Here is a 22,979-nt window from a genome sequence, read left to right as displayed (position 1 = left end):
CATGGCGCACATCAAGAAGGGTGACCTGGTTCAGGTCATCAGCGGCCGCAAGCAGGACAAGGGCGGCGACCGCGGCAAGCAGGGCGAGGTCCTCGAGGTCCTCGTCGAGCAGAACCGCGTCGTCGTGCAGGGCGTGAACTACGTCACGAAGCACTCCCGTGTCGGTCAGTCGCAGCGCGGCACCAAGACGGGCGGCATCGAGACGATGGAAGCCCCGATCCACATCTCCAACGTGGCGCTGGTCGACCCGTCGACCAAGAAGCCGACCCGAGTCGGTCACCGCGTCGAGGAGCGGACCAAGGACGGCGTCAAGCGCACCGTCCGCGTCCGTTACGCCAAGAAGAGCGGCAAGGACCTCTGAACATGAGCAACGCAACTGCCGCGGCGGCTGGCAAGATCCAGCCCCGCCTGAAGCAGAAGTACCAGAGCGAGATCAAGAAGGCTCTGCAGGAGGAGTTCGGTTACGCGAACGTCATGCAGATCCCCGGTCTCGTCAAGGTCGTCGTCAACACCGGTGTCGGTGAGGCTGCGCGCGACAGCAAGGTGATCGATGGTGCGGTCGACGACCTCACCAAGATCACCGGCCAGAAGCCGGTCGTCACCAAGGCCCGCAAGTCCATCGCGCAGTTCAAGCTGCGTGAGGGTCAGGCCATCGGTGCCCACGTCACCCTTCGCGGTGACCGCGCGTGGGAGTTCGTCGACCGCCTCGTCAACCTGGCGCTGCCCCGCATCCGCGACTTCCGTGGACTCTCGGCTGCCCAGTTCGACGGCAACGGCAACTACACCTTCGGTCTCCAGGAGCAGTCCGTGTTCCACGAGATCAACCAGGACAAGATCGACCGCGTCCGCGGTTTCGACATCACGATCGTGACGACGGCCAAGACGGATGACGAGGGTCGGGCGCTGCTGAAGCACCTCGGCTTCCCGTTCAAGTCGGCCGACGCTCAGGCGTGATCCGATAAGATCGATCGTTCGGCCTCGGGGCGTGCTCCGGGGCCGAACGACTGCACAACTGAATATTGCTCATTCATAGAAGGTCGGCTGTCGTGTAACGGCAGTCGAAACCTCATGACTAAAGGAACATACTCATGACGATGACAGACCCGGTCGCAGACATGCTGACCCGTCTGCGCAACGCGAACTCCGCGCACCACGACTCCGTCGCGCTGCCGAGCTCGAAGCTCAAGACGCACATCGCCGAGATCCTCCAGCAGGAGGGCTACATCTCCGGCTGGGAGGTCTCCGACGCTCGTGTCGGCCAGACCCTCACCCTCACCCTCAAGTACGGCCCGAACCGCGAGCGGTCGATCGCCGGAATCAAGCGCGTCTCGAAGCCCGGCCTCCGCGTCTACGCGAAGTCGAACGAGCTTCCCAAGGTCCTCGGTGGCCTCGGTGTCGCGATCCTGTCCACCTCCTCTGGCCTCCTCACGGACCGCCAGGCCGAGCAGAAGGGCGTCGGCGGGGAAGTCCTCGCCTACGTGTGGTGATCTGACATGTCGCGTATTGGACGTCTTCCCATCGACATCCCCGCCGGCGTGACCGTTTCGGTCTCCGGCCAGGACGTCGCCGTCAAGGGCCCCAAGGGTGAGCTCAGCCTCACCGTTGCACAGCCCATCGAGGTCAAGGTCGAGGAGAACCAGGTTCTGGTCTCCCGCCCCGATGACGAGCGCGAGTCCCGTGCTCTCCACGGGCTGACCCGTACCCTCATCAACAACAACATCATCGGCGTGACCCAGGGCTACACCAAGGGCCTCGAGGTCGTCGGCACGGGTTACCGCGTCGCTCAGAAGGGCACGGCGGTCGAGTTCGCTCTCGGCTTCTCGCACCCCGTTCTGGTCGAGGCTCCCGCGGGCATCACGCTCACCGTCGAGGGCAACAACAAGGTGACCGTCGCCGGTATCTCGAAGCAGGCCGTCGGCGAGGCAGCTGCCAACATCCGCAAGATCCGCAAGCCCGAGCCGTACAAGGGCAAGGGTGTGCGGTACGCGGGCGAGGTCGTTCGCCGCAAGGCCGGAAAGAGTGGTAAGTAACCATGGCTCTTAAGTCGAAGTCCGACGCACGTTCGCGTCGTCACCTCCGTCTTCGCAAGAAGATCGTGGGCTCCGAGGTGCGTCCGCGCCTCGTCGTGACCCGCTCCGCCCGCCACGTCTTCGTTCAGCTCGTCGACGACAGCAAGGGCACCACGCTGGCCTCCGCCTCGACCCTCGAGTCGGACCTGCGCACGTTCGACGGTGACAAGACCGCCAAGGCCCGCAAGGTCGGCGAACTCGTTGCTGAGCGTGCCAAGGCTGCCGGCATCGAGACGGTCGTGTTCGACCGCGGCGGCAACCGCTATGCGGGCCGCGTCGCTGCGATCGCCGATGGCGCTCGCGAAGGAGGTCTGAAGCTGTGACCGAGAACAAGGAGAACGAAGTGACCGCGACCGAGCAGCCCGCTGCGGCTGCGGCTACGGCCGAGGCTCCCGCCGAGCGTGAGCGCGAGCCGCGCCGCGGTGGCCGCGAGCGCAGCCAGACCCGCGACCGCAACTCGCGCGACCGGGGCGACAACCAGTTCCTCGAGCGCGTCGTCACGATCAACCGTGTGTCCAAGGTCGTCAAGGGTGGTCGTCGCTTCAGCTTCACCGCACTCGTCGTCGTGGGCGACGGCAACGGTCTCGTCGGTGTCGGCTACGGTAAGGCGCGCGAAGTCCCCCTCGCCATCTCCAAGGGTGTCGAAGAGGCCAAGCGCAACTTCTTCCGGGTGCCGCGCGTCGGCTCCAGCATCCCCCACCCCGTCCAGGGTGAGGCTGCTGCCGGTGTCGTGCTGCTCCGTCCGGCTGCTGCCGGTACCGGTGTTATCGCCGGTGGTCCGGTCCGCGCCGTCCTCGAGTGCGCCGGCATCCACGACGTGCTGTCGAAGTCGCTCGGTTCGTCGAACACGATCAACATCGTGCACGCGACCGTTGCGGCGCTGAAGCAGCTCGAAGAGCCGCGCGCCGTCGCCGCTCGTCGTGGTCTCGACTTCGACCAGGTCGCGCCCGCGCGTCTTGTTCGTGCCGAGGCTGACGCCGCCAAGGCTGCAAAGGTGGGTGCATGATGGCTGCTCGTCTGAAGGTGACCCAGGTCAAGTCCAAGGTGAGCGAAAAGCAGAACCAGCGTGACACGCTGCGTTCGCTCGGTCTTAAGCGGATCAACGACTCCGTCGTTCGTCCCGATGACGCGCAGACGCGCGGTTACATCAAGACCGTCGCGCACCTCGTGAAGGTTGAGGAGATCGACTGATGGCTGAGAAGAAGGACGAGACGGTCGAGACCGTCGAGCCCAAAGCCAAGAAGCCGGCAACCCGGAAGGCTGCGGCCAAGCCCGCTGCCGACAAGGCTGCCCCGAAGAAGGATGCGGCACGCCCCGGCGTGCTGAAGGTCCACCACCTGCGTCCGGTCCCCGGATCCAACGTCGCGAAGACCCGTGTCGGTCGCGGTGAGGGCTCCAAGGGTAAGACGTCGGGCCGCGGTACCAAGGGTACGAAGGCTCGTTACCAGGTCAAGGTGGGCTTCGAGGGTGGGCAGATGCCCCTCCACATGCGTACGCCGAAGCTGCGCGGGTTCAAGAACCCGTTCCGCGTCGAGTACCAGGTGGTCAACCTCGACAAGCTCGCGGAGCTGTACCCGAATGGTGGCGACGTCACCATCACGGATCTGGTCGCCAAGGGCGCCGTCCGCAAGAACGAGAAGGTCAAGGTGCTCGGCACCGGCGACATCTCGGTTGCGCTGACGGTCTCCGTCGACAAGGTCTCGGGATCGGCCGAGCAGAAGATCGTCGCCGCTGGCGGTTCGATCAAGTAATCACGTGCCAGGGGCCGGAGGGTAACCTCCGGCCCCTGTTGCCGTATGTTGGAGTGCGGCCCGTCTGGGCGGGCCCGGCATCCCACTGGAGGAAATCCCCTTGTTCAGCGCCATCGCGCGGGTCTTCCGCACCCCGGATCTGCGTCGGAAGATCGGTTTCACGCTCGGCATCATCGCCATCTACCGATTCGGCGCGCACATCCCGGCTCCGTTCGTCGACTTCCCGAACGTGAAGACCTGTCTCGACCAGTCGGGCTCCACGCAGGGCCTCCTGTCGCTGGTCAACCTCTTCTCCGGCGGCGCCCTGCTGCAGCTGTCGATCTTCGCCCTCGGTGTCATGCCGTACATCACGGCGACGATCATCGTTCAGCTCCTGCGCGTCGTCATCCCTCACTTCGAGACGCTGTACAAGGAAGGCCAGGCCGGTCAGGCCAAGCTGACCCAGTACACCCGGTACCTGACGATCGCGCTGGCGCTGCTTCAGTCGACCACTCTCGTCACCGTGGCCCGTTCGGGCCAGCTCTTCGGCATCTCCGGGGTCGCCGAGTGCCAGCAGCTCCTCACCGATGAGGCCTGGTGGGCACAGCTCCTCATGATCGCCACCCTGACTGCAGGCACCGGCCTCATCATGTGGATGGCCGAGCTCGTCACCGAGCGCGGCATCGGCAACGGCATGTCCCTCCTCATCTTCACCTCGATCGCGGCGACGTTCCCGTCCGCGCTGTGGAGCATCGCCGTCGCGCGCAGCTTCGAGATCTTCCTCCTCGTCCTGGCTGTCGGCATCGCCACCGTCGCGCTCGTCGTCTTCGTCGAGCAGTCGCAGCGACGCATCCCGGTGCAGTACGCGAAGCGCATGGTCGGTCGCCGGACGCTCGGCGGCAGCAACACCTACATCCCGATCAAGGTGAACATGGCCGGCGTCGTGCCCGTCATCTTCGCCTCCTCGCTGCTGTACATCCCGGCGCTGATCGCGCAGTTCAACGCCAACCCGGCGGCGGACGGCAGCGTCCCCGGTTGGGTGTCCTGGATCCAGGCGAACTTCGTCAACGGTGACCACCCGCTGTACATGGCGGTGTACTTCCTCCTCATCATCGGGTTCACCTACTTCTACGTCGCGATCACGTTCAACCCCGTCGAGGTCGCCGACAACATGAAGAAGTACGGCGGGTTCATCCCCGGCATCCGTGCGGGTCGTCCCACGGCCGAGTACCTCGACTACGTCCTGACCCGCATCACCCTGCCGGGTTCCATCTACCTGGGCCTCATCGCCCTGCTTCCCCTTCTCGCCCTCGCCACGGTCGGCGCCAACCAGAACTTCCCGTTCGGCGGCGCCTCGATCCTGATCATCGTCGGCGTCGGTCTCGAGACCGTGAAGCAGATCGACGCCCAGCTCCAGCAGCGCCACTACGAAGGACTCCTCCGATGACGCAGACCCCCGCCCGCCTCCTGATCATCGGCCCGCAAGGTTCGGGCAAGGGGACGCAGGGGGCCCGGATCGCCGATCTGCTCGGCATCCCGACCGTCTCCACCGGAGACGTCTTCCGCGCGAACGTCAAGGACGGCACCGAGCTCGGACTGAAGGTCAAAGCGCTGATCGACGCCGGCGACCTGGTTCCGGATGACCTGACGAGCGAGATCGTCCGCGATCGGCTGGAGCAGGAGGATGCCGCAGAGGGCTTCCTCCTCGATGGGTACCCGCGGAACCTCGGCCAGGTCGGTGACCTGGATGCGTTCCTCGACGGGCGAGGTGAGCCGCTCACCGCCGTCATCGAGCTCTCGGTTCCCCGCGACGAGTCGATCGCACGGCTCTCGCGTCGCGCGGCCGAGCAGGGCCGGTCCGACGACAACGAGGAGTCGATCGCCAAGCGGCTCTCGATCTACGAGTCCGAGACGACACCCATCCTCGACGTCTACCGCGAGCGCGGCATCGTCGACGAGATCGACGGTGTGGGCTCGCTCGACGAGATCACCGAGCGCATCGCGGCGGCCCTCGCAGCGCGCGGCATCACCGCCTGATGGTGTTCCGCCGCTCCATCTACAAGACTCCCGCGCAGCTGCGCGCGATGGTCGCCCCCGGCCTCATCACGGCGGCTGCGCTGGATGCGGTGCGTCCGGCGGTCCGAGCCGGTGTCACGACGGCCGAGCTCGACGGGATCGCGGAGGCGACGATCGTCGATCGCGGTGCGGAGTCGAATTTCCAGCTCGTCCGCGGCTACCGCCACACGACCTGCATCTCGGTCAACCAGGAGGTCGTCCACGGCATCCCCGGCGACCGTGTCCTGCAGCCGGGCGACATCGTCTCGATCGACTGCGGTGCGCAGTTCGAGGGGTGGAACGGCGACTCGGCCATCACGATCGTCGTCCCGGATCCGGAGCGGCCTGAGCTCGTCGCGCGTCGGCAGCGACTGTCCGATGTGACCGAGGGGTCGCTGTGGGCCGGCATCGCCGCGTTGGCCTCGGCGTCACGCGTCGGTGAGATCGGCGACGCCGTGCAGACCTACGTCGAGTCGTCGGGGGAGGGCTACGGCATCCTTCGCGACTACGTCGGGCACGGGATCGGCCGCAAGATGCACGAGGGGCCGACGGTCTTCAACTACCGCGTCGAAGACCTCGGGCCCGAGGTGCGGCCCGGTCTGTGCGTCGCCATCGAGCCGATGATCGTCGGCGGAGACGAGGCGACCCTGGTCGAGGACGACGACTGGACCGTCAGCACCGTCGACGGTGAGGACGGCTCCCATTGGGAACATAGCGTCGCGGTGCACGATGGAGGCATCTGGGTGCTGACCGCACCCGACGGCGGTGCCGCGGGTCTCGCCGCTTTCGGTGTCACCCCGACCCCCATCTCCTGAGAGGACACGCTCATGGCCACCGCCACGCGCAAGACCAACTGGTTCGCGATCTGGATCAGCGTGGGGGTGGTGGTCGTCCTCGTGGGCCTCGTCGCCGTCGTCGCCGTGTTGAACTCCCGCGCGACCGACCCGGGTCCGGTGCCCGCGGCCAGCGGCATCAACCGGGAGACCGGTGCGATCACCTTCGGCAAGGGGCCCGACAAGGTGTCGACGTACGTCGACTTCATGTGCCCTTACTGCGGTCAGTTCGAAGAGGCAGAGGGCAAGACCATCTCGGGCCTGGTCGACGACGGCAGCATCACCCTCGAGGTCCACCCCGTCACGATCCTCGACCGTCTCTCGCAGGGCACCGAGTACTCGAGCCGTGCGGCATCCGCCATGTACGCCGTCGCCGAGGCCGACCCGGCCAACGCGTACGCGTTCTTCCGGGCCCTGTACGACAACCAGCCCAAGGAGCAGACGCCGGGCCTGACCGACGACGAGCTGATCTCGCTGGCAAAGGACTCCGGCGTGAAGATGACCGCGAAGCTCGAGAAGGCGATCAAGGACCACGAGTACAAGAGCTTCGCGCAGTCGCAGGAGCTCCCCGAAGGCGCCACCGGCACGCCGACGCTTCTGGTCAACGACCAGATCGTGCCGGTCACCTACGACGCTCAGAAGGACATCGTCGCCAACCTCACGTCGCGCTGACCGGTAGCCCCCGGCGCGTGACGCGCCCGAGTGGCGGGGTGGTCCGATATCACGTACACTAAATCTTTGGTGCGTTGCGCCTGTTTCGGCGTGTCACCACAATCCCCACTCACCGCAGACCGACCGGTCTGCCAACTGTAAGCGAGCGTATGGCCAAGAAAGACGGTGTCATCGAGATCGAGGGCGTGATCTCCGAGGCTTTGCCGAACGCGATGTTCCGCGTCGAGCTCAGCAACGGTCACAAGGTCCTGGCCACGATCTCCGGCAAGATGCGGCAGAACTACATCCGCATCATCCCCGAAGACCGCGTGGTCGTGGAGCTGTCGCCCTACGACCTGACCCGCGGCCGCATCGTCTACCGCTACCGCTAGACCGGTCGAGAAGTAACGCCGCGCTCGTCAGAGCGTCGGCGAAGACAGCGAATCAGGAACATCATGAAGGTCAACCCCTCCGTCAAGCCCATCTGCGACCACTGCAAGGTCATCCGCCGCCACGGCCGCGTCATGGTCATCTGCAAGTCGAACCCGCGTCACAAGCAGCGCCAGGGCTGATGGGATGCCGCGCCTCGCGCGGCCCGCAGGCTCCCAACTGAATACATCTCGGCAGGATCAGAACCCGCTCAGCGGGGGACACCTCGGGTCGGAGGCCCGGGCACCGATCCTGCTCCACACCTCCACCGACTCCTAGGAGACATCGCATGGCACGTCTTGCCGGCGTTGACATCCCGCGCGACAAGCGCGTGGTGATCGCCCTCACCTACATCTACGGCATCGGCCGTACCCGCTCCGTCGAGATCCTCACCTCGACCGGTATCGACGAGTCGATCCGCGTCAAGGACCTCAGTGACGAGCAGCTGGTCGCTCTCCGCGACCACATCGAAGGCACCTACAAGGTGGAAGGTGACCTCCGCCGTGAGGTCGCCGCTGACATCCGCCGCAAGGTCGAGATCGGCTCGTACGAGGGCATCCGCCACCGTCGCGGCCTGCCTGTGCGCGGCCAGCGCACGAAGACCAACGCGCGTACCCGCAAGGGTCCCAAGCGCACCGTCGCCGGCAAGAAGAAGGCGCGCTAAAGCGCCGCCGCCACAGGTTTAGGAGAACACTCACATGGCACAGGCCAAGTCCGCAGCGCGCAAGCCGCGCCGCAAGGAGAAGAAGAACATCGCGTTGGGCCAGGCCCACATCAAGTCGACGTTCAACAACACGATCGTCTCGATCACCGACCCCTCGGGTGCGGTCATCAGCTGGGCCTCCTCGGGTGGCGTCGGCTTCAAGGGCTCGCGCAAGTCGACCCCGTACGCCGCCGGCATGGCCGCCGAGTCCGCTGCGCGTCAGGCGCAGGAGCACGGCGTCAAGAAGGTCGACGTCTTCGTCAAGGGTCCCGGCTCGGGCCGCGAGACCGCGATCCGTTCGCTGACCGCTGCCGGCCTCGAGGTCGGTTCGATCCAGGACGTCACGCCCCAGGCTCACAACGGCTGCCGTCCCCCGAAGCGCCGCCGCGTCTGATCCTCGACGGATGCCGGGGGTGGCGACGCGAGTCGCGCCCCGGCATCCCGGACACAACTCAACACTTCACCAATTGCACGTGTCATATAGCGGTCACGTGATTGAAAGGAACACATAGTGCTCATTGCACAGCGTCCCACTCTGACCGAGGAGAAGGTCGGCGACTTCCGTAGCCGATTCGTCATCGAGCCCCTGGAGCCCGGCTTCGGCTACACGATCGGCAACGCGCTGCGTCGCAGCCTCCTGTCGTCGATCCCCGGTGCCGCGGTCACCAGCATCCGCATCGACGGCGTGCTGCACGAGTTCAGCACGGTCCCCGGTGTGAAGGAAGATGTCACCGAGATCATCCTGAACATCAAGCAGCTCGTGGTGTCGAGCGAGCGCGACGAGCCCATCACGGCGTACCTGCGCAAGACGGGTGCCGGCGAGGTCACGGCCGCAGACATCTCCGCTCCGGCGGGTGTCGAGGTCCACAACCCCGACCTGGTCATCGCGACGCTCAACGACTCGGCGAAGTTCGAGCTCGAGCTGACGATCGAGCGTGGCCGCGGCTACGTCTCGGCCACGCAGAACCGCAACGAGTACGCCGAGGCTGGTCAGATCCCGATCGACTCGATCTACTCGCCCGTCCTCAAGGTCAGCTACCGCGTCGACGCCACCCGTGCCGGTGAGCGCACTGACTTCGACAAGCTCGTCCTGGACGTCGAGACCAAGTCGTCGATCAGCCCCCGCGACGCCGTCGCATCGGCCGGTCGCACGCTGGTCGAGCTGTTCGGTCTCGCCCGCGAGCTGAACGTCGAGGCCGAGGGCATCGAGATCGGCCCCGCGCCGGTCGCCGAGGTCCTGACCAACGAGCTCTCGATGCCGATCGAGGACCTCGACCTGTCGGTCCGGTCGTACAACTGCCTCAAGCGCGAAGGCATCAACACGGTGTCCGAGCTCGTCGCCCTCTCGGAGACGCAGCTCATGAACATCCGCAACTTCGGTCAGAAGTCGGTCGACGAGGTCAAGGACAAGCTTGTCTCGCTCGGTCTGTCGCTGAAGGACTCGGTCCCCGGGTTCGACGGCTCGCACTTCTACGGCGGCTACGACGACGAGACCGTCTGATCGGATCTCGGTTCGCCGGGTCCTTTTGACTGACTTTCATTCCCAGGAGTAATTGACATGCCCAAGCCCACGAAGGGTGCCCGCCTCGGAGGCGGCCCCGCACACGAGCGTCTGATGCTGGCGAACCTCGCCGCTTCGCTGTTCACGCACAAGTCGATCACGACGACCGAGACCAAGGCCAAGCGCCTGCGTCCGTTCGCCGAGCGTCTCGTGACGTTCGCCAAGCGCGGCGACCTGCACGCCCGCCGCCGCGTCCTCGCGGTCATCGGCGACAAGAGCGTCGTGCACGAGCTGTTCGCCGAGATCGCCCCGCTGGTGGCCGAGCGTGAGGGTGGCTACACCCGTATCACGAAGGTCGGCAACCGCAAGGGTGACAACGCCCCCATGGCCGTGATCGAGCTCGTCCTCGAGCCCGTCACCCCGAAGGCGAAGTCCACCAAGAAGGCTGCTCCGGCCGCTGCCGCTCCGGCTGCTGCCGAGGAGCCCGCGGTCGAGGAGACCGAGGTCGAGACGCCCGCTGAGGACGCCGCTGCCGGTGCCGAGTCGCCCGAGGAGGGCGCTGCTGCCGAAGCCACCGCCGAGGACGCCGTCGCGTCTGAGGACGAGAAGGCCGACGAGGCCAAGTAAGGCTCCCTCTTCGGAGGGAATCCGAGGGCCCGCCCCCGTTTCGGGGCGGGCCCTTTCTCGTACCCTGCGCCGTGCACGTGTCATGACAGGGCGAGCGGATGCCGGGGCTGCGCCGTCAGCGCGGGTGCGGTCAGCGCGCGCGGTGGAAGGTGTCCCCGACGGCCCACTGGGCGAGCTCGAGCCGGTACTGCAGTTGTGCGCGGCCGTTCTCGACACCGTCGATGGTGGAGGCGACCGCGGCAGCGTAGCGCGCACCTCCGGTGGCGCCGGGGTGGATGCCGTCGCCCGCCAGCAGGTCTTCGTGGCCGCTGATCGCGCCCGACCAGTCGGCGACGGCGACGCCCGGCGTCCGGGCGGCGAAGTCCCGCAGCTCGTCGTTGACGCCGGGGATCCAGTCCCGCGGCGCATGCGCCGTGACGAGGACGAGCGTGCGGTCGGCGCCGACATCCTTCTTCAGCCGCGCCAGGTCATCGGGGTCGACCGGCCCGTTGGTGCCGAGTCCCACGACGACGAAGTCGCGCAACTCGCCACGGGCGGCGAGACGGTCGACGATGGCGACGCCGGCGCTCATCGACCGTGAGACCTTGGCGTCGATGGCGACACCCGGCATCCGGTCGAGCAGTCCTCTGGCGGAGGCGAGCATGACGGAGTCGCCGACGGCGGTGACGCGGGTTCCGGCGACACGGGCGGGCGCCGGGGGAGCGGGGCGGCCGTCGGGGGCGACGCAGAATCCGTCGTCGTCGGCGAGGTGCGCCGAGGGGCATTCGGGGCGGAGCATCGGATCGTCGGTCTGGATCGCGGCGCCGGGGAGGGTCGCGTGCTGCGAATCTGCGGAGTCCGCGTCGAGCGCCGCCTGACCGTCCTGCACGACCGCCTCGCTCGAGGCCATGGGTGGAGCGTCGGCGACGGCGGCGGTGGTCCCCGCCACCACGAGCAGGCCCGCAGCGACCGCGGTGGTCGCGGCGAGGCGCCGGATCGGTCCGCCGCGGAACGCCCGGGCCAGCGACCGCAGCGCGGCGCGGAGGCCGAGGCGCCGGACGGGTTGCTCGACGAAGCGGTACGACACCTCGGCCGCGAGCACCATCAGGGCGAGGGTCAGGAGTGCGACCTCGACCGGCACCGCGACGTCGGGGGAGGTGCGGGTCGTGGCGACGGTGAGGAGGACGACGAGCGGCCAGTGCCACAGATAGATCCCGAACGAGCGCTCCCCGACCCAGCGCAGGGGCGGGGTGTCGAGCAGTCGCCCCAGCGTCGAGGCGGGACGCACCGCGGCCGCGATGGCCACTGCCGTCAGAACGGATGCCGCGACGAGAAGCCCGGGGAACGTCTCCACGCCCCTTCCGGGCGTCACGAAGGCGAGCCCGACGACGCCGACGACTGCCGCCCCGCCCACGACGCCGGGGACGCCGCGAGAGCGCTCGGAGGGGCGCAGGAACGCGAGGGCCACGCCGAGGAGCAGCCCGAAGGCATGCGTGTCGGTGCCGTAGTAGACGCGCGTGGCGTCGCCGCTCGCGAGGGCGACGGCTGCCAGAGCGGATGCCGCGGCCAGAGCGATCGCGATCGCGACCCGGCCCCGCCGCAGCAGCAGGACGAACGGCAGGACGAGCGGCCAGAGCAGGTAGAACTGCTCCTCCACAGCGAGGGACCAGAGGTTCCGGAGCAGTTCTGGGGTGGAGGCATCGAATCCGCCGCCGAAGTAGGAGGACCCGGCAGCCACCGCGACCCAGTTGTAGGCGAAGGTCGCCGCACCCGCGAGCTGCGCGCCGAGCCCGACGAGGACGTCGCCGCCCACCATCCAGGCGAGGGAGGCGCAGACGAGGACCATGACCCCGATCGCGGGGAGCAGGCGCCGAGCCCGGCGGCGCCAGAAGTCCCACAGGCGGAGCCGGCCGTGCTCCTCGTGCTCGCGGACGAGGAGGGTGGTGATGAGGAATCCGGAGATCACGAAGAAGACGTCGACGCCGAGGAACCCCGCCGGAAGCGCGGGGAAGAGGTGGTAGACGACGACGAGCAGGACGGCGACGGCGCGGAGTCCGTCGAGTCCTGACAGGCGCGCGGAAGGGGTTCGGTTCATGTCGAGGGCAGACATCGGGGGAGGGCGATCACGGGCCGGACGGCGAAGGGCGGCATCCAGTCTAAAGAGCCATGCTGAGGACCGAGAGTCTCTTCCGGCGCGGCGCCTTCGCGGATAGGTTGGCAGCACCGAGACACGGACGAGCGCCGCAGACGTCACCGCGATCCGGCTGGCGCCTCGTTCCCAGGAAGGGACGGCCATCATGGCGGGGAACATCATCGTCGGAGTCACGGGCGCGGCGGTGTCGCGTCGGGCAGTGGACTGGGCGATCGAACGGGCGGCGCGACGACGGCAGTCCATCGAGCTCCTCGCGGTCGTCGGCGGAGCCATCGGCGCCATCGGCGAGGCAGAGGTCCTCGGGGCGGCGCAGACCGCGACGCAGCAGCTGCTCGATGCGGAGGCGCGGCGCGTGACGGATGCCGGTGTCCCGGTGTCCACGCGGGTGGAGTCGGGAAACCCCGTCACGAAGCTCGTCGAGGCGTCGTCGGGAGCGGCGATGCTCGTGATCGGCAGCGACTACCGCGGCCCCGGCACCGGCCCGGCGCGCGGGGTCCACGGCATCCGGATCGCAGCCGGCGCGGCGTGCCCCGTCGTCGTGATCCCCGACCGGGACCTCGGCGAGGGGATGGGCGTGGTGGTCGGCGTCGACGGGTCGGACGTCTCGGAGCACGCGATCGAGTTCGCGGCATCCGAGGCCGACCGTCTCGGCGAACCCCTCATCACGGTCAGCGTCTGGACACCGGTGCACACACCGCGGAACGCGATGGAGGTCTACCCCGACCTCTACCTCGCGAACATGCAGTCCACGACCGAGGAGATCCTGGCGTTGTCGCTCGCCGGGCTCTCGGCGCGCTACCCGGACCTGCGCATCATCCGCCGGGTGGAGCGGGGACACCCCTCGCACGTGCTCGCCGGTATCGCGGCGGATGCGCGCATGGTCGTCGTCGGCACTCACGGTCGGGGCGCGCTCGCTCGCTTCCTGCTCGGTTCGATCAGTCAGGAGCTGCTCTCGCACCTTCCGACGGTGACCGCCGTCGTCCGGTGACGCGCGGCGGCGGGGGACGTGCGAAAGTGAGGGCATGACCCACGCGACCTCCGTCCTCGTCATCGGCGAGGCCCTGATCGACATCGTCGAGCGCGACGGCGGCGACGTCGAGTTCGTCGGCGGCAGCCCCGCCAACGTCGCCGTCGGCATCGCGCGACAGGGCGTGGCCGCGAGCCTCCTGACGCGCCTCGGGCGCGACGACCGCGGCCGCCGCATCGCCGCGCAGGTGACGGCGTCGGGCGCGGCGATCGAAGAGGCGTCATGGACGGATGCCCCGACCTCCACCGCGAAGGCGCGGCTGCGCCCCGACGGGTCGGCGGAGTACGAGTTCGACATCGTCTGGGCCCTCGATGCCGAGGCGGCTGAGGCGGCGGCAGAGGCGGCATCCGTCGTCCATGCGGGGTCGATCGCGCTGTTCCTCCAGCCCGGGGGAGAGGTCGCGCTCGCGACCCTTGAGACCGCGCGACGTGACGGCAGGATCGTGACGGTCGACCCGAACGTCCGCCCCGCGCTCGTGGGCGACGACCCGCGGCCGATCGCCGAGCGCGCGTTCGCGGCCGCGAGCCTCGTGAAGCTCAGCGACGAGGATGCCGAGGCGCTCTACCCCGGCATGCCCGCCGACCGGGTGCTGCAGACGATCGCGGCTCTCGGCCCGGGCGTCGTCGTGATGACCCGCGGCGGGGAGGGGGCCCTCGCCCTCGGTCCGTCGGGGCCGTCGGAGGTCCCTCCGATGGCGGTCGAGGTGGCCGACACGATCGGGGCCGGGGACGCGTTCATGGCGAGCCTCATCACGAGCCTCGTCGACGACCCGGACCTGCTGGCCGGAGACCCCGCAGCACTCGACCTGGCGCTCCGCCGCGCCGCCCTCACGGCGGGCATCACGGTGTCCCGCGAGGGCGCGAACCCGCCCACGCGGGCCGAGGTCGACGCGGCGCTTTGATGGCCGCGGATAGGCTGGCAGCGTGCGCCTGCGGATCGATCTCGCCTACGACGGCACCGACTTCCGGGGTTGGGCGCGCCAGCCGAACCTCCGCACCGTGCAGGGCACCCTCGAGGCGGCGATCGCGCGCATCCTCGGCGGCGATCCCCGCCTGGTCGTCGCAGGACGAACGGATGCCGGGGTGCACGCGTCGGCGCAGGTCGCCCATCTCGACCTCACCGACGGGCAGGAGCGACGGCTGCTGTCGGGACGGCGTCCCGAGCCGGCCGCCCTCGCGGGCCGCATCAACGGCGTGCTGGGGCCGTACCCCGACGTCGCGGTCCATCGCGTCGACGTCGCGCCCGCGGGGTTCGACGCGCGGTTCTCCGCCGTCTGGCGCCGATACGCCTACCGCGTCGCCGACCGCGTCACGGGCTACGATCCGCTCGAGCGGGGCCGCACGACGTGGGTCGCGGCCGAGCTCGACGTCGACGCGATGGATGCCGCCGCCCGCAGCCTCCGCGGACTCCACGACTTCGCCGCCTACTGCAAGCCGCGCGAGGAGGCTACGACGATCCGGACGCTCCTCGAGTACGGGTGGCACCGTGACGCGTCGGGCATCCTGATCGCCTCGGTGAAAGCCGACGCGTTCTGCCACAGCATGGTGCGGGCGCTCGTGGGGGCGTGCGTCGCCGTCGGTGAGGGGCGGATCGAGATCGGCCGGGTCGCGGAGATCCGCGACGAACTCGAGCGCACGAACGAGGTCAAGGTGCTCGCCGCGCGCGGGCTGACCCTGACGGAGGTCGGGTATCCGTCGCACGATCTGCTCGCTGCGCGGGCCGAGCAGACGCGGGCGCGTCGAGAGCTCGGATCGCCTGACGCGTGATCGTCGCCTCTCGGGCAAAAAAGGAACTCCCCTCGGGCCGTGACCCGGGGGGAGTTCCTTTTGCGTTGGTTCGCGAGAGCCTTATGCCCGACGAGCGCGGCGCACCGACGTGGCGACCGCGATGCTCGCGCCGGCGAGGACGAGCACGCCGCCGCCGACCCAGAGGCCGAGGAGAGCGTCACCGTCGAAGCCGGTGTTCTGGAGGACACCGCCACCGCCTTCGCCACCTGCACCGCTACCGGTCGCCGCGACGGAGATGGTCGTCGACGCAACGGTTCCACTCTCCTGACCGGTTCCGGTCAGTTCGTAGGAGCCGCTTGCGTTGGAGGGGAGGGTGACCTCGACCGAGGCGTTGCCTTCCGCATCGGCCGCCTTCGTGACGGACGTCGAGTCCACGACGAAGGCGACGAAGGCGAGCGAGCCGCCGGAGGCGTTCTCGCCCCGGAGGGTGAACGTCACATCCTCGTTGGCGGCGAAGTCCGTGAACGACACCGTGCCAGGAGTGCCCGGAACCAGGGCGCCGGGCGCGGAGACGACCACGGGGTCGGAAGTGTAGGCGCTCGCGACGGCCGGTGCCGCGAAGACCGCCGCGACGGCGATGGCGAGAGCCGCCGATGCCTTGCTGATCTTGTTCTTCATGGTGACTGCTTTCGGTCGTCGAGAGTTCGAGGCTCGGACGGCAAGAAAAAATCCAACCGACCGCCCCTCGTTGGTTGGACATAGCCAGTATCCAGGAACCACTCAGAATCAGCAAGGTAATCGGGTTTCGGTCTGGTAAACAGTGCCTCACTCCGTCACATCCCCCGCGGCGGTGAATCCGCCGATGCGCGCATAGACTGACGGGACCGCGGGGAGGGGTCATGATGCGGATGAGAGCCATGCGTCTGGCCGCAGCCACTGCGATCGTCGGTGCCGCCGTCGTCCTGTCCGGCTGCGGACCGTCGCCCTGGGCCCTGCAGAGCCCGACCCCGTCCGCGCCCGCGCCGTCATCCTCGGCTCCCGTCGTCGTCGCCCCGCCCGTCGAGAACGACCTCTCGAGCGGCTCGACGCAGCGCGACCTCACGGCCGGCGCCGTGAAGGCAGCCGTCAACTACTGGTCGGATCTGCGGATGGACCGGTGGACGCCGAACGCCGTCAAGCCGGTCAGCCTGTCTCTCGTCACGACCATCACGCCGAACGACGGCCAGAAGGTCTACCTGCAGAAGGCGACCATGCTCGCCGTCCCGGCCAACGCCACGGAGACGTTCCCGGCGCTCGACCCGCAGACCGACGAGGCGACCGTCAAGAACGGCTACCTGGTGCTCAAGCCCTACAGCTATTCGCAGACGTTCAACGTCGGTCAGGTCCCCGAGAGTGCGACCTACGTGACCCTGCAGTTCACGTTCGACTTCCTCGTGCAGACCAAGCCGAAGTCCGACGAGTACGCCAAGCAGACGGCCACCGACACGGTGACGGTCGCGATCGCAGCACAGGTGGCATCCGGAACCGACGGCTGAGCCGGCGGATGCCGGGGCCCGCCCGGCGCCGCAACCTCAAGAACCTCAAGATCAGGTAAAGGCCGCCGCGAGGCTTCGCGAAGTCCGCAGTCCGCGGGCCGCCGCGCCCGTACGGTGAAGACGTGGCACTGGCGGCGGTGACCCGAACCCCGCCGCCGGTGCCCTCCATCCCTTCACTCGAACGAGGTTCGCGCATGCCCATCCGTCCCCACGCCCGCCGCCGGCTGGCCGTCGTCGTGCTGGCTGCTGCGGTAGCGGCCTCGCTCTCGGGCTGCGCTCAGATCGTCGAGGCGTTCAACTCCGTCTCGGGTTCCAGCGGTGATGCGGCGGCGACGCCCGCACCGAACGCGACGCCCGCGGTCGGAACGACCGACATGCCGTTCGACTCGCAGTTCAGCTACGACGGCTCGGTGCAGATGACGTACGAGGTCGCGGACGGCCTGCAGATCGTCCTCGACTTCTGGGCCGTCGATTCCAAGCGCACCCAGGAGTGGCATCCCGACAACCCGAAGACGTTCGGCTTCGCCGTCAACGTCAAGGACACCCGGGTCGATGAGAAGGCCGTCCTCAAGCAGAAGCGTCGCGTCTTCCTGTCGAACGTCACGATCAGCTCGCAGACGGCGCAGACGTCCAATCAGGTGAGCTCGCCGTTCCAGTTCAGTGCGGACCCTCGCACGCTCGTGCCCACCGACACGCTCCGCTCCGCGCGCGGCCTGCTCATCAACAGCTACCAGGGCGGTCTGCTCGTCCCCCAGACGACGATCAACCAGCTGCCGCAGGACACCTACGGGATCACGCTGCAGTTCGCGCTCGACATCTGGGTCGAGGGCACCGCCGACGACGACAAGTCGTTCGCGCAGCAGACGGTCTACCCGGTCATCCCCATTGCGATCTATCCTCGTGAGACAGGAACCGACGGATCCACGGGGGGATCGTCCGACGGAACGTCGTCGAACGACACGACTCAGGGAACCACGGGTACCGACGGTTGGACTTCGACCGGCGGCACCGGCGGTCCCACCACTCCGTGAATCCAGTTCGAGGAACCGACGTGACCAGTCCGTACATCCCCGGCCCTCAGGGCTGGCAGCCCGCGCAGCCGCCTGTCGGCGCGTGGCCCGGTCAGAACGCTCCGGAGGGGTCCCCGTGGCAGCAGCAGGCGTGGCCCGCCGCACAGGGGCAGCAGCAGCCCGCAGCGCCGCACCAGCCGGCCGCGCAGCAGCAGCCCGCTGTCCAGCAGTGGCAGCCGGCTCAGCAGTGGTCGCAGCCGGCTGAGCAGCAGTGGCAGCAGCCTGCGGGAGCGTGGCAGGATGCCGCGCCGCAGGGTTCGTGGCAGGCAGCTCCCGAGCACGCCGGCTTCGGGGGTGCGCCGAGCGGTCCGGGCGAGATCGTCCCCGTCGACGAGTTCGCCGACGACTTCTCCTCCGTGCTCGAGAACTCCTCGGTCCACCGATCGACGATCGGATGCATCGTCCCGGCGTACAACGAGGCCGAGTCGATCGCCGACGTCATCCGCTCCCTCCTCGAGCAGAGCCGTGTGCCCGACGTCATCCACATCGTCGTCAACAACACCTCGGATGACACCGTGAAGATCGCGTCCGAGTTCTCGGGACCGCACGAGGTCGAGACCGAGCTCGGGCTGCAGTTCACCGAGGTGTTCGTCCACGACATCGGGAAGAACCCCGACAAGAAGGTCGGCGCGCTCAACTACGGCTACGCGCTCGTCGAGGGCTACGACTACCTGCTCGGTGTCGACGGCGACACGACCGCCGACCGCCGCGCCGTCGAGTACCTCGAGAACGAGGCCGTGGCCGACTCCCGCATCGGCGGGATCTCCGCGATCTACACGATCGACGACCGGCCGATCAAGGGATTCATCGCCAAGTGGCTGATCGCCGGTCAGCGCACGCAGTTCGCCGCGTTCAACATGCAGAACCTGCTGCGCGGTCGCAACATGGCCGTGCTCGGCGGACAGTTCTCGATCTTCTCGACCACGGCGCTCCGCGACATCATGAAGGAGAACCACCAGAACTCCCCGTGGGTGAAGGACTCCGAGGTCGAGGACTCGCTGCTCTCGCTGCAGATCAAGTCGGCTGGCTACCTCACCAAGATCAGCCCGTTCGCCCGGGCGGATGTCGGTGGCATGACCACGCTCAAGGGCTACGACGCCCAGCAGGTCAAGTGGACCTACGGGGCGATCGAGCTCATGTGGCCCGGCCAGCGCGGTGACACGAAGGGTCAGCCCTTCCACCCGAACCTGCGCCTGCGGTGGTTCGAGCAGTTCTCGATGCTGACGAACTTCTTCGTGCGCGTCGCGTTCATCACGCTGCTCATCGCGTCGCTGTCGATCAACGCCTTCGTCTTCTCGCCGTGGTGGCTGCTCCCGCCCCTCGTGGCCGCAGGGCTGAACTTCCGCATGGCCCGGTCGATGCAGAAGGCGAACGGACGCGACATCGCGTTCGCGGTACTGCTGTTCCCGGCCGAAATCTTCATGTGGATCCGCATCAGTCACTTCATCCGATCGTGGACCCGCTTCCTCTCGAAGAAGAAGGTCGACAACTGGGCCCTGCAGGCGCGAGCCGAGAAGGGCGGTGTGAGCTTCGGCCACTGGACGCCGTTCATCATCTTCGGCATCGTCGCGATCGCGATCGCCGTCATCTGGAACCTGCTCGACCCGGTGACGCAGTCGGCGATCCTGTGGGTCGGCTGGCCGATCGTCGGTGTCGTCACCGTCCTGCAGACCCTCACCATGGCGATCAAGCTGTTCCAGCGTCACCAGGGCTTCAAGGTCTGACCCCTCGCCTGCGGGTGTGCGCGGGTGCAATGGTTTCGCCGCGACACGCCGGTGTCTGAGGCGGGGATGCCGGGTGTCGCCCGGCATCCATTGCATCCGCGAACAGCGCGCAGGGGCTTGGCGCGGAGCCGTCGCGCTCGCGGAATCCGCCCGTCCGTCGGGTGGTAACCCGGCGCGGGGCCCGGAGGCTCGCGCCGGGGTGTTCACGGATGCAAGGGATCTGCGGCGACACGCCGGGGATGAGCCTGAGGATGCCGGGTGTCGCGCGGGATCTATTGCATCCGCCTACGCGCACCCACGCGCGCCCGGGTCAGGCGCTGGCGACGGTTTCGGAGGTGAGGCGGTAGCCGACCCCGCGGACGGTCTCGATGTAGCGGGGGTTGTTCGGGTTGTCGCCGAGCTTGCGGCGCAGGTTGGTCATGTGCGCTTCGATCGCGCGCTTGTCGGCCTCGCCGACGAAGTAGCTCGTGACGTAGGACTCCCCGCGCAGCACGAGGGTCAGGTCGGCCTTGCTGCGGACGCGACGCTTGGATTCCATGAGGGTCGACAGCAGGTCGAACTCGGTGCGCGTGAGGGTGAGCTCCCGGCCGGCGACGAGGACCATGCGATGCTCGGCGTGCACGGCCAGGTCGCGGTGCACGGTCCATCCCGGCCCTCCCACGGGAGGGGTGGCGGATGCCGGGGCCACCGCGGTGCCCGGGTGACCGCCCTGCGGCGGCATGCCCTGGGGCGGCATCCCCTGCTGCGGGGCGCCGTACGGGGGCGCACCGTACTGGGGGCCGTTCGTCTGCGGGACGACGACGGCGGCACCCGGCTGGGGCTGCTGCGGGTCGGTGTAGACGGGCGTCATGATGCGCTCGTCGAAGACGGGCGAGGTCGGGGCGGCGTCGAACTGCGGCTGCGCGGCGGGGCGTGCTCCGGGGAAGGAGGGGCCGGCGGCATCCTGTCGGGGAGCGGCGGCAGCCGACGAGCCGGTCGCACGGGGGCGTCGCAGCAGCGACTCGACGCGGGCGCGCAGCTCGCGCGGACGGAAGGGCTTCACGACGTACTCGTCGGCGCCGGCGCCGAGACCGAGGACGACGTCGGCCTCTTCTTCGAGACCGGTGATCATGATGATGTAGGTGTCGCTTTGCGCACGGATGCGGCGGGCCGCCTCGAACCCGTCGATGCCGGGCATGTTCACGTCGAGCGTCGTGATGAGGGGCTGGTACGACAGCACGGCGCGCACGCCGTCGATGCCGTTGCCGACCGAGACGGTCGAGAAACCGGCGGCTTCGAGCACCTCCACGATGAGGTGGCGGATGTCGGGGTCGTCCTCGACGATGACCGCTGTCTTATGCATAGACATCGAATCGCTCATCGTTCTCTGCCCCCCGTCCCGGTGTGAAAGTCGGTCCTCATGCTACACAGGGCGCGGACCCGCGTTCGGGACTCACCGCACGCCGTCGGTCAGCTCGACGCCCGCCTGCGGCCAGTACACGCCGGCGGCGGGCCCGCCGTTGCACTCGCCGTCGCTCTCACCGGCCGGCTTGATCCAGAGGTTCGTGTCGACCACGCCGTCGTGGAACGTGCCGCCCGGTTCGCCGACCCGCTGGCCCGGCGGATTGCACCATTCGCCGTTCGACGTCGCCTCGCCGTTGCGCGAGGTGTCGACGATCGCGTGCGCGCCGCCGAGGAGGGCCGACAACGATCCGGCGTAGGCGAACTCGTCAGCGGATGCCTGATAGTTCGACACGTTCGTCGCGAACCCGCGCACCCGGTCGATCACGCCTGTCTGGCGGATCAGGTCGGCCATCTCCTGCGGCGGAAGCCAGTTGCTGTGCCCGCCGTCGATGTAGATCCAGGTGCCCGCCGAGGTGATCTCGTCGACAGCGGTGCTCAGCTGGCGGGCGCGTTCGGCGATGTTGCCGCACTCCTCCGCAAGGGCGATGCTGTCGGGTTCGAGCACAACGATCTTCTGCACCTCGGGAGCCGTGTCGAGCGCCGCGCCGATCTCCCGCAGCCACACCGGGTAGTCCTGTTCCGAGAGTCCCCCGGCGGAGTGGTTGCCGCAATCCCGGCCGGGCAGGCCGTAGACCACTAGGGCGACGGAGCGACCCTGGTCGCGTGCCTGCGAGATGAGGTCGAGCACGGTGCCGCCGGCGGTGCCGATCGGGTCCTGCTCGGGGGTCAGCCAGTAGGCGGTGGGCTGCGCGGCCAGGTAGTCGGCGGCCTCCTTCTCATCACCGGCCAGGTCGCGTGCGGCCGCGGCCGCTTTCGCCTGCGACGGCGCGATGACGGTCGTCCCCAGGTGGGGAGGTTGAGCGGTGAGGGCGTGGATGCCGCGGGTCACCGCGCCTCCGATCACTCCGATGAGAACCAGAACCAGGACGAGGACCACGATGATCGCCACGGGGACGAGTACGCGGGCCGGCGGCATCCGCAGCTTCCTGGGAGCCACTCTTGAACTCTAGTCATAGGCTGAACATCGATGATCACCGTCGTCTCTTACAACCTGCGCAAGCACGCCGCCGCGGGCGAACTCACCGAGCTGGTGGGCCGCTACGACGTCGACGTGCTGTGCCTGCAGGAGGTGGACACGACCGACATGCCCGAGCGCATCGGCGGTCTCGTCCTCGCCGACGCCACGAGGTCGAACCGCCTGGGCTTGGCGATCTACTACCGCGAGAACGGCTTCCGCGCGGGTGCGAGCAAGACCTTCTCGCTCAAGAAGTCGCTGCACGACATCGTCTTGAAGCCGGCGGACGAGCGGATGCTGGGGCTCAACCTGCACGACATCGATTCCGGCACCGACTTCATCGTCTCGTCGTTCCACGCGGCTCCGCTGACGGCGCTGAACTCGCTGCGCCGGCATCAGATCCGCGCGGCGCTGAAGGAGCTGTCGACGCTCGGCAAGGGCGCGCCGATCCTCATGGTCGGGGATTTCAACTACCCCGTGTTCAAGGAGAACCTGAGCCAGGTGATCCGTGAGAGCGGCTACGAGTTGAGCCTCAGCGACGCGCGCACCTACACGCGCTACAAGTTCTTCAAGGGGTACTACGACTTCGCGACCTCGAGCGGTTTCGAGATCGAGCAGGTGCGGACGCTCCCGCAGGGCGCGAGCGATCACCTTCCGATCCTGGTGACGGCGAAGCCGATCCAGCCGAAGAAGCCGAACGCCGCCTGAC

Annotated in this window: 29 protein-coding genes; 25 read left to right on the top strand and 4 right to left on the bottom strand. The window is 68.2% G+C overall.

The window, feature by feature from the left end:
- Position 1: 1 nt before the first annotated feature.
- The 18 genes from rplX to rplQ all read left to right on the top strand — a co-directional run bounded on the left by rplX (position 2) and on the right by rplQ (position 10,598).
- A complete protein-coding gene (rplX, locus tag MRBLMI1x_RS00420; RefSeq protein ID WP_018187341.1) occupies positions 2–361 on the top strand; it encodes a 50S ribosomal protein L24 in 360 nt (119 codons plus the stop codon).
- Positions 362–363: 2 nt separating this feature from the next.
- On the top strand, positions 364–954 hold the full coding sequence (gene rplE / locus MRBLMI1x_RS00415; RefSeq protein ID WP_018187340.1) for a 50S ribosomal protein L5: 591 nt from the start codon (positions 364–366) through the stop codon (positions 952–954).
- 134 nt (positions 955–1,088) lie between these two features.
- The gene (rpsH, locus tag MRBLMI1x_RS00410) at positions 1,089–1,487 is read left to right on the top strand and encodes a 30S ribosomal protein S8 (protein ID WP_018187339.1); all 399 of its coding nucleotides are present in this window, start codon (positions 1,089–1,091) and stop codon (positions 1,485–1,487) included.
- Between the two features lie 6 nt (positions 1,488–1,493).
- On the top strand, positions 1,494–2,030 hold the full coding sequence (rplF, locus tag MRBLMI1x_RS00405; protein WP_018187338.1) for a 50S ribosomal protein L6: 537 nt from the start codon (positions 1,494–1,496) through the stop codon (positions 2,028–2,030).
- A gap of 2 nt (positions 2,031–2,032) precedes the next feature.
- Positions 2,033–2,392, top strand: coding sequence for a 50S ribosomal protein L18 (gene rplR / locus MRBLMI1x_RS00400; protein WP_018187337.1), 360 nt, complete (start codon positions 2,033–2,035; stop codon positions 2,390–2,392).
- On the top strand, positions 2,389–3,075 hold the full coding sequence (gene rpsE, locus MRBLMI1x_RS00395) for a 30S ribosomal protein S5 (RefSeq protein WP_020098643.1): 687 nt from the start codon (positions 2,389–2,391) through the stop codon (positions 3,073–3,075). Before rplR ends, rpsE begins: the two co-directional genes overlap by 4 nt.
- On the top strand, positions 3,075–3,260 hold the full coding sequence (rpmD, locus tag MRBLMI1x_RS00390; RefSeq protein ID WP_020098644.1) for a 50S ribosomal protein L30: 186 nt from the start codon (positions 3,075–3,077) through the stop codon (positions 3,258–3,260). The genes rpsE and rpmD overlap by 1 nt, the downstream gene beginning before the upstream one ends.
- Entirely contained in the window at positions 3,260–3,820 is a 561-nt protein-coding gene (gene rplO / locus MRBLMI1x_RS00385) for a 50S ribosomal protein L15 (RefSeq protein WP_020098645.1), read from the top strand. The genes rpmD and rplO overlap by 1 nt, the downstream gene beginning before the upstream one ends.
- 100 nt (positions 3,821–3,920) lie before the next feature.
- Positions 3,921–5,246, top strand: a complete 1,326-nt coding sequence (secY, locus tag MRBLMI1x_RS00380; RefSeq protein WP_020098646.1) for a preprotein translocase subunit SecY — start codon at positions 3,921–3,923, stop codon at positions 5,244–5,246.
- Positions 5,243–5,836 (top strand): adenylate kinase, encoded by a 594-nt coding sequence (locus tag MRBLMI1x_RS00375; protein WP_363454854.1) that lies wholly within the window; start codon positions 5,243–5,245, stop codon positions 5,834–5,836. The genes secY and MRBLMI1x_RS00375 overlap by 4 nt, the downstream gene beginning before the upstream one ends.
- The gene (map, locus tag MRBLMI1x_RS00370) at positions 5,836–6,669 is read left to right on the top strand and encodes a type I methionyl aminopeptidase (RefSeq protein WP_363454851.1); all 834 of its coding nucleotides are present in this window, start codon (positions 5,836–5,838) and stop codon (positions 6,667–6,669) included. Before MRBLMI1x_RS00375 ends, map begins: the two co-directional genes overlap by 1 nt.
- A 12-nt stretch (positions 6,670–6,681) precedes the next feature.
- Positions 6,682–7,359, top strand: coding sequence for a DsbA family protein (locus tag MRBLMI1x_RS00365; RefSeq protein WP_363454848.1), 678 nt, complete (start codon positions 6,682–6,684; stop codon positions 7,357–7,359).
- A 149-nt stretch (positions 7,360–7,508) separates the two neighbouring features.
- On the top strand, positions 7,509–7,730 hold the full coding sequence (gene infA / locus MRBLMI1x_RS00360; RefSeq protein ID WP_017201569.1) for a translation initiation factor IF-1: 222 nt from the start codon (positions 7,509–7,511) through the stop codon (positions 7,728–7,730).
- Between the two features lie 63 nt (positions 7,731–7,793).
- On the top strand, positions 7,794–7,910 hold the full coding sequence (gene rpmJ, locus MRBLMI1x_RS00355; RefSeq protein WP_005050492.1) for a 50S ribosomal protein L36: 117 nt from the start codon (positions 7,794–7,796) through the stop codon (positions 7,908–7,910).
- Between the two features lie 146 nt (positions 7,911–8,056).
- Positions 8,057–8,431: a 30S ribosomal protein S13 gene (rpsM, locus tag MRBLMI1x_RS00350; protein ID WP_018187329.1), complete on the top strand. Its 375-nt coding sequence runs from the start codon at positions 8,057–8,059 to the stop codon at positions 8,429–8,431.
- A gap of 34 nt (positions 8,432–8,465) precedes the next feature.
- Complete coding sequence (gene rpsK / locus MRBLMI1x_RS00345; RefSeq protein WP_018171470.1) at positions 8,466–8,864, top strand: 30S ribosomal protein S11; 399 nt, start codon at positions 8,466–8,468, stop codon at positions 8,862–8,864.
- 117 nt (positions 8,865–8,981) lie between these two features.
- Positions 8,982–9,971: a DNA-directed RNA polymerase subunit alpha gene (locus tag MRBLMI1x_RS00340; RefSeq protein WP_018187328.1), complete on the top strand. Its 990-nt coding sequence runs from the start codon at positions 8,982–8,984 to the stop codon at positions 9,969–9,971.
- 57 nt (positions 9,972–10,028) lie between these two features.
- Positions 10,029–10,598 carry a 50S ribosomal protein L17 gene (gene rplQ, locus MRBLMI1x_RS00335; RefSeq protein ID WP_020098650.1) on the top strand — a complete coding sequence of 190 codons (570 nt, stop codon included), beginning with the start codon at positions 10,029–10,031 and terminating at the stop codon, positions 10,596–10,598.
- 130 nt (positions 10,599–10,728) lie between these two features.
- On the opposite strand, the gene MRBLMI1x_RS00330 is transcribed toward rplQ, so the two are convergent.
- On the bottom strand, positions 10,729–12,672 hold the full coding sequence (locus MRBLMI1x_RS00330; protein ID WP_363454843.1) for an acyltransferase family protein: 1,944 nt from the start codon (positions 12,670–12,672) through the stop codon (positions 10,729–10,731).
- Between the two features lie 202 nt (positions 12,673–12,874).
- On the opposite strand from MRBLMI1x_RS00330, the gene MRBLMI1x_RS00325 reads away from it, so the two are divergent.
- The 3 genes from MRBLMI1x_RS00325 to truA are packed head-to-tail and all read left to right on the top strand — an operon-like array spanning position 12,875 to position 15,522.
- Complete coding sequence (locus tag MRBLMI1x_RS00325; RefSeq protein ID WP_020098652.1) at positions 12,875–13,717, top strand: universal stress protein; 843 nt, start codon at positions 12,875–12,877, stop codon at positions 13,715–13,717.
- A gap of 34 nt (positions 13,718–13,751) precedes the next feature.
- Positions 13,752–14,657 (top strand): PfkB family carbohydrate kinase, encoded by a 906-nt coding sequence (locus MRBLMI1x_RS00320; RefSeq protein ID WP_363454840.1) that lies wholly within the window; start codon positions 13,752–13,754, stop codon positions 14,655–14,657.
- A 22-nt stretch (positions 14,658–14,679) separates the two neighbouring features.
- Positions 14,680–15,522: a tRNA pseudouridine(38-40) synthase TruA gene (truA, locus tag MRBLMI1x_RS00315; protein ID WP_363454837.1), complete on the top strand. Its 843-nt coding sequence runs from the start codon at positions 14,680–14,682 to the stop codon at positions 15,520–15,522.
- 81 nt (positions 15,523–15,603) lie between these two features.
- Here truA and MRBLMI1x_RS00310 read toward each other — a convergent pair whose 3' ends face one another.
- Complete coding sequence (locus tag MRBLMI1x_RS00310; RefSeq protein ID WP_363454834.1) at positions 15,604–16,161, bottom strand: hypothetical protein; 558 nt, start codon at positions 16,159–16,161, stop codon at positions 15,604–15,606.
- A 239-nt stretch (positions 16,162–16,400) separates the two neighbouring features.
- Between MRBLMI1x_RS00310 and MRBLMI1x_RS00305 the strand changes: the two genes are divergently transcribed.
- The 3 genes from MRBLMI1x_RS00305 to MRBLMI1x_RS00295 all read left to right on the top strand — a co-directional run bounded on the left by MRBLMI1x_RS00305 (position 16,401) and on the right by MRBLMI1x_RS00295 (position 19,812).
- Complete coding sequence (locus tag MRBLMI1x_RS00305) at positions 16,401–17,018, top strand: hypothetical protein (RefSeq protein ID WP_363454831.1); 618 nt, start codon at positions 16,401–16,403, stop codon at positions 17,016–17,018.
- 194 nt (positions 17,019–17,212) lie between these two features.
- A complete protein-coding gene (locus MRBLMI1x_RS00300; RefSeq protein WP_363454828.1) occupies positions 17,213–18,049 on the top strand; it encodes a fructose 1,6-bisphosphatase in 837 nt (278 codons plus the stop codon).
- A 20-nt stretch (positions 18,050–18,069) separates the two neighbouring features.
- Positions 18,070–19,812 (top strand): glycosyltransferase family 2 protein, encoded by a 1,743-nt coding sequence (locus tag MRBLMI1x_RS00295; RefSeq protein WP_020098657.1) that lies wholly within the window; start codon positions 18,070–18,072, stop codon positions 19,810–19,812.
- A gap of 310 nt (positions 19,813–20,122) precedes the next feature.
- Here the strand turns inward: MRBLMI1x_RS00295 and MRBLMI1x_RS00290 are convergent, their stop codons facing one another.
- Both MRBLMI1x_RS00290 and MRBLMI1x_RS00285 read right to left on the bottom strand, forming a co-directional pair.
- A complete protein-coding gene (locus MRBLMI1x_RS00290; RefSeq protein ID WP_018187318.1) occupies positions 20,123–21,154 on the bottom strand; it encodes a response regulator transcription factor in 1,032 nt (343 codons plus the stop codon).
- 90 nt (positions 21,155–21,244) lie between these two features.
- Positions 21,245–22,252, bottom strand: coding sequence for a glycoside hydrolase family 6 protein (locus tag MRBLMI1x_RS00285; protein WP_363454825.1), 1,008 nt, complete (start codon positions 22,250–22,252; stop codon positions 21,245–21,247).
- Between the two features lie 30 nt (positions 22,253–22,282).
- Here MRBLMI1x_RS00285 and MRBLMI1x_RS00280 point away from each other — a divergent pair, with 30 nt between their 5' ends.
- Positions 22,283–22,978 carry an endonuclease/exonuclease/phosphatase family protein gene (locus MRBLMI1x_RS00280; protein ID WP_018187316.1) on the top strand — a complete coding sequence of 232 codons (696 nt, stop codon included), beginning with the start codon at positions 22,283–22,285 and terminating at the stop codon, positions 22,976–22,978.
- Position 22,979: the final 1 nt, after the last annotated feature.

The organism is Microbacterium sp. LMI1x-1-1.1 (assembly GCF_040676205.1).
GTDB lineage: Bacteria > Actinomycetota > Actinomycetes > Actinomycetales > Microbacteriaceae > Microbacterium > Microbacterium aquilitoris.
The sequence above is the reverse complement of the archived record's forward strand: the minus strand, read 5'-3'. Positions and strand labels throughout refer to the sequence as shown.

Coding starts and splice junctions, on each gene's coding strand:
- MRBLMI1x_RS00310 (WP_363454834.1), bottom strand. CDS start 16,161: ATGAAGAACAAGATCAGCAAGGCATCGGCGGCTCTCGCCATCGCCGTC.
- rpsM (WP_018187329.1), top strand. CDS start 8,057: ATGGCACGTCTTGCCGGCGTTGACATCCCGCGCGACAAGCGCGTGGTG.
- rplF (WP_018187338.1), top strand. CDS start 1,494: ATGTCGCGTATTGGACGTCTTCCCATCGACATCCCCGCCGGCGTGACC.
- rpsK (WP_018171470.1), top strand. CDS start 8,466: ATGGCACAGGCCAAGTCCGCAGCGCGCAAGCCGCGCCGCAAGGAGAAG.
- MRBLMI1x_RS00330 (WP_363454843.1), bottom strand. CDS start 12,672: ATGAACCGAACCCCTTCCGCGCGCCTGTCAGGACTCGACGGACTCCGC.
- rpsH (WP_018187339.1), top strand. CDS start 1,089: ATGACGATGACAGACCCGGTCGCAGACATGCTGACCCGTCTGCGCAAC.
- MRBLMI1x_RS00305 (WP_363454831.1), top strand. CDS start 16,401: ATGCGTCTGGCCGCAGCCACTGCGATCGTCGGTGCCGCCGTCGTCCTG.
- rplQ (WP_020098650.1), top strand. CDS start 10,029: ATGCCCAAGCCCACGAAGGGTGCCCGCCTCGGAGGCGGCCCCGCACAC.
- MRBLMI1x_RS00300 (WP_363454828.1), top strand. CDS start 17,213: ATGCCCATCCGTCCCCACGCCCGCCGCCGGCTGGCCGTCGTCGTGCTG.
- MRBLMI1x_RS00365 (WP_363454848.1), top strand. CDS start 6,682: ATGGCCACCGCCACGCGCAAGACCAACTGGTTCGCGATCTGGATCAGC.
- map (WP_363454851.1), top strand. CDS start 5,836: ATGGTGTTCCGCCGCTCCATCTACAAGACTCCCGCGCAGCTGCGCGCG.
- infA (WP_017201569.1), top strand. CDS start 7,509: ATGGCCAAGAAAGACGGTGTCATCGAGATCGAGGGCGTGATCTCCGAG.
- MRBLMI1x_RS00290 (WP_018187318.1), bottom strand. CDS start 21,154: ATGCATAAGACAGCGGTCATCGTCGAGGACGACCCCGACATCCGCCAC.
- rpmD (WP_020098644.1), top strand. CDS start 3,075: ATGGCTGCTCGTCTGAAGGTGACCCAGGTCAAGTCCAAGGTGAGCGAA.
- MRBLMI1x_RS00280 (WP_018187316.1), top strand. CDS start 22,283: ATGATCACCGTCGTCTCTTACAACCTGCGCAAGCACGCCGCCGCGGGC.
- MRBLMI1x_RS00320 (WP_363454840.1), top strand. CDS start 13,752: ATGACCCACGCGACCTCCGTCCTCGTCATCGGCGAGGCCCTGATCGAC.
- MRBLMI1x_RS00325 (WP_020098652.1), top strand. CDS start 12,875: ATGGCGGGGAACATCATCGTCGGAGTCACGGGCGCGGCGGTGTCGCGT.
- rplX (WP_018187341.1), top strand. CDS start 2: ATGGCGCACATCAAGAAGGGTGACCTGGTTCAGGTCATCAGCGGCCGC.
- rpmJ (WP_005050492.1), top strand. CDS start 7,794: ATGAAGGTCAACCCCTCCGTCAAGCCCATCTGCGACCACTGCAAGGTC.
- MRBLMI1x_RS00375 (WP_363454854.1), top strand. CDS start 5,243: ATGACGCAGACCCCCGCCCGCCTCCTGATCATCGGCCCGCAAGGTTCG.
- rplO (WP_020098645.1), top strand. CDS start 3,260: ATGGCTGAGAAGAAGGACGAGACGGTCGAGACCGTCGAGCCCAAAGCC.
- rplR (WP_018187337.1), top strand. CDS start 2,033: ATGGCTCTTAAGTCGAAGTCCGACGCACGTTCGCGTCGTCACCTCCGT.
- rplE (WP_018187340.1), top strand. CDS start 364: ATGAGCAACGCAACTGCCGCGGCGGCTGGCAAGATCCAGCCCCGCCTG.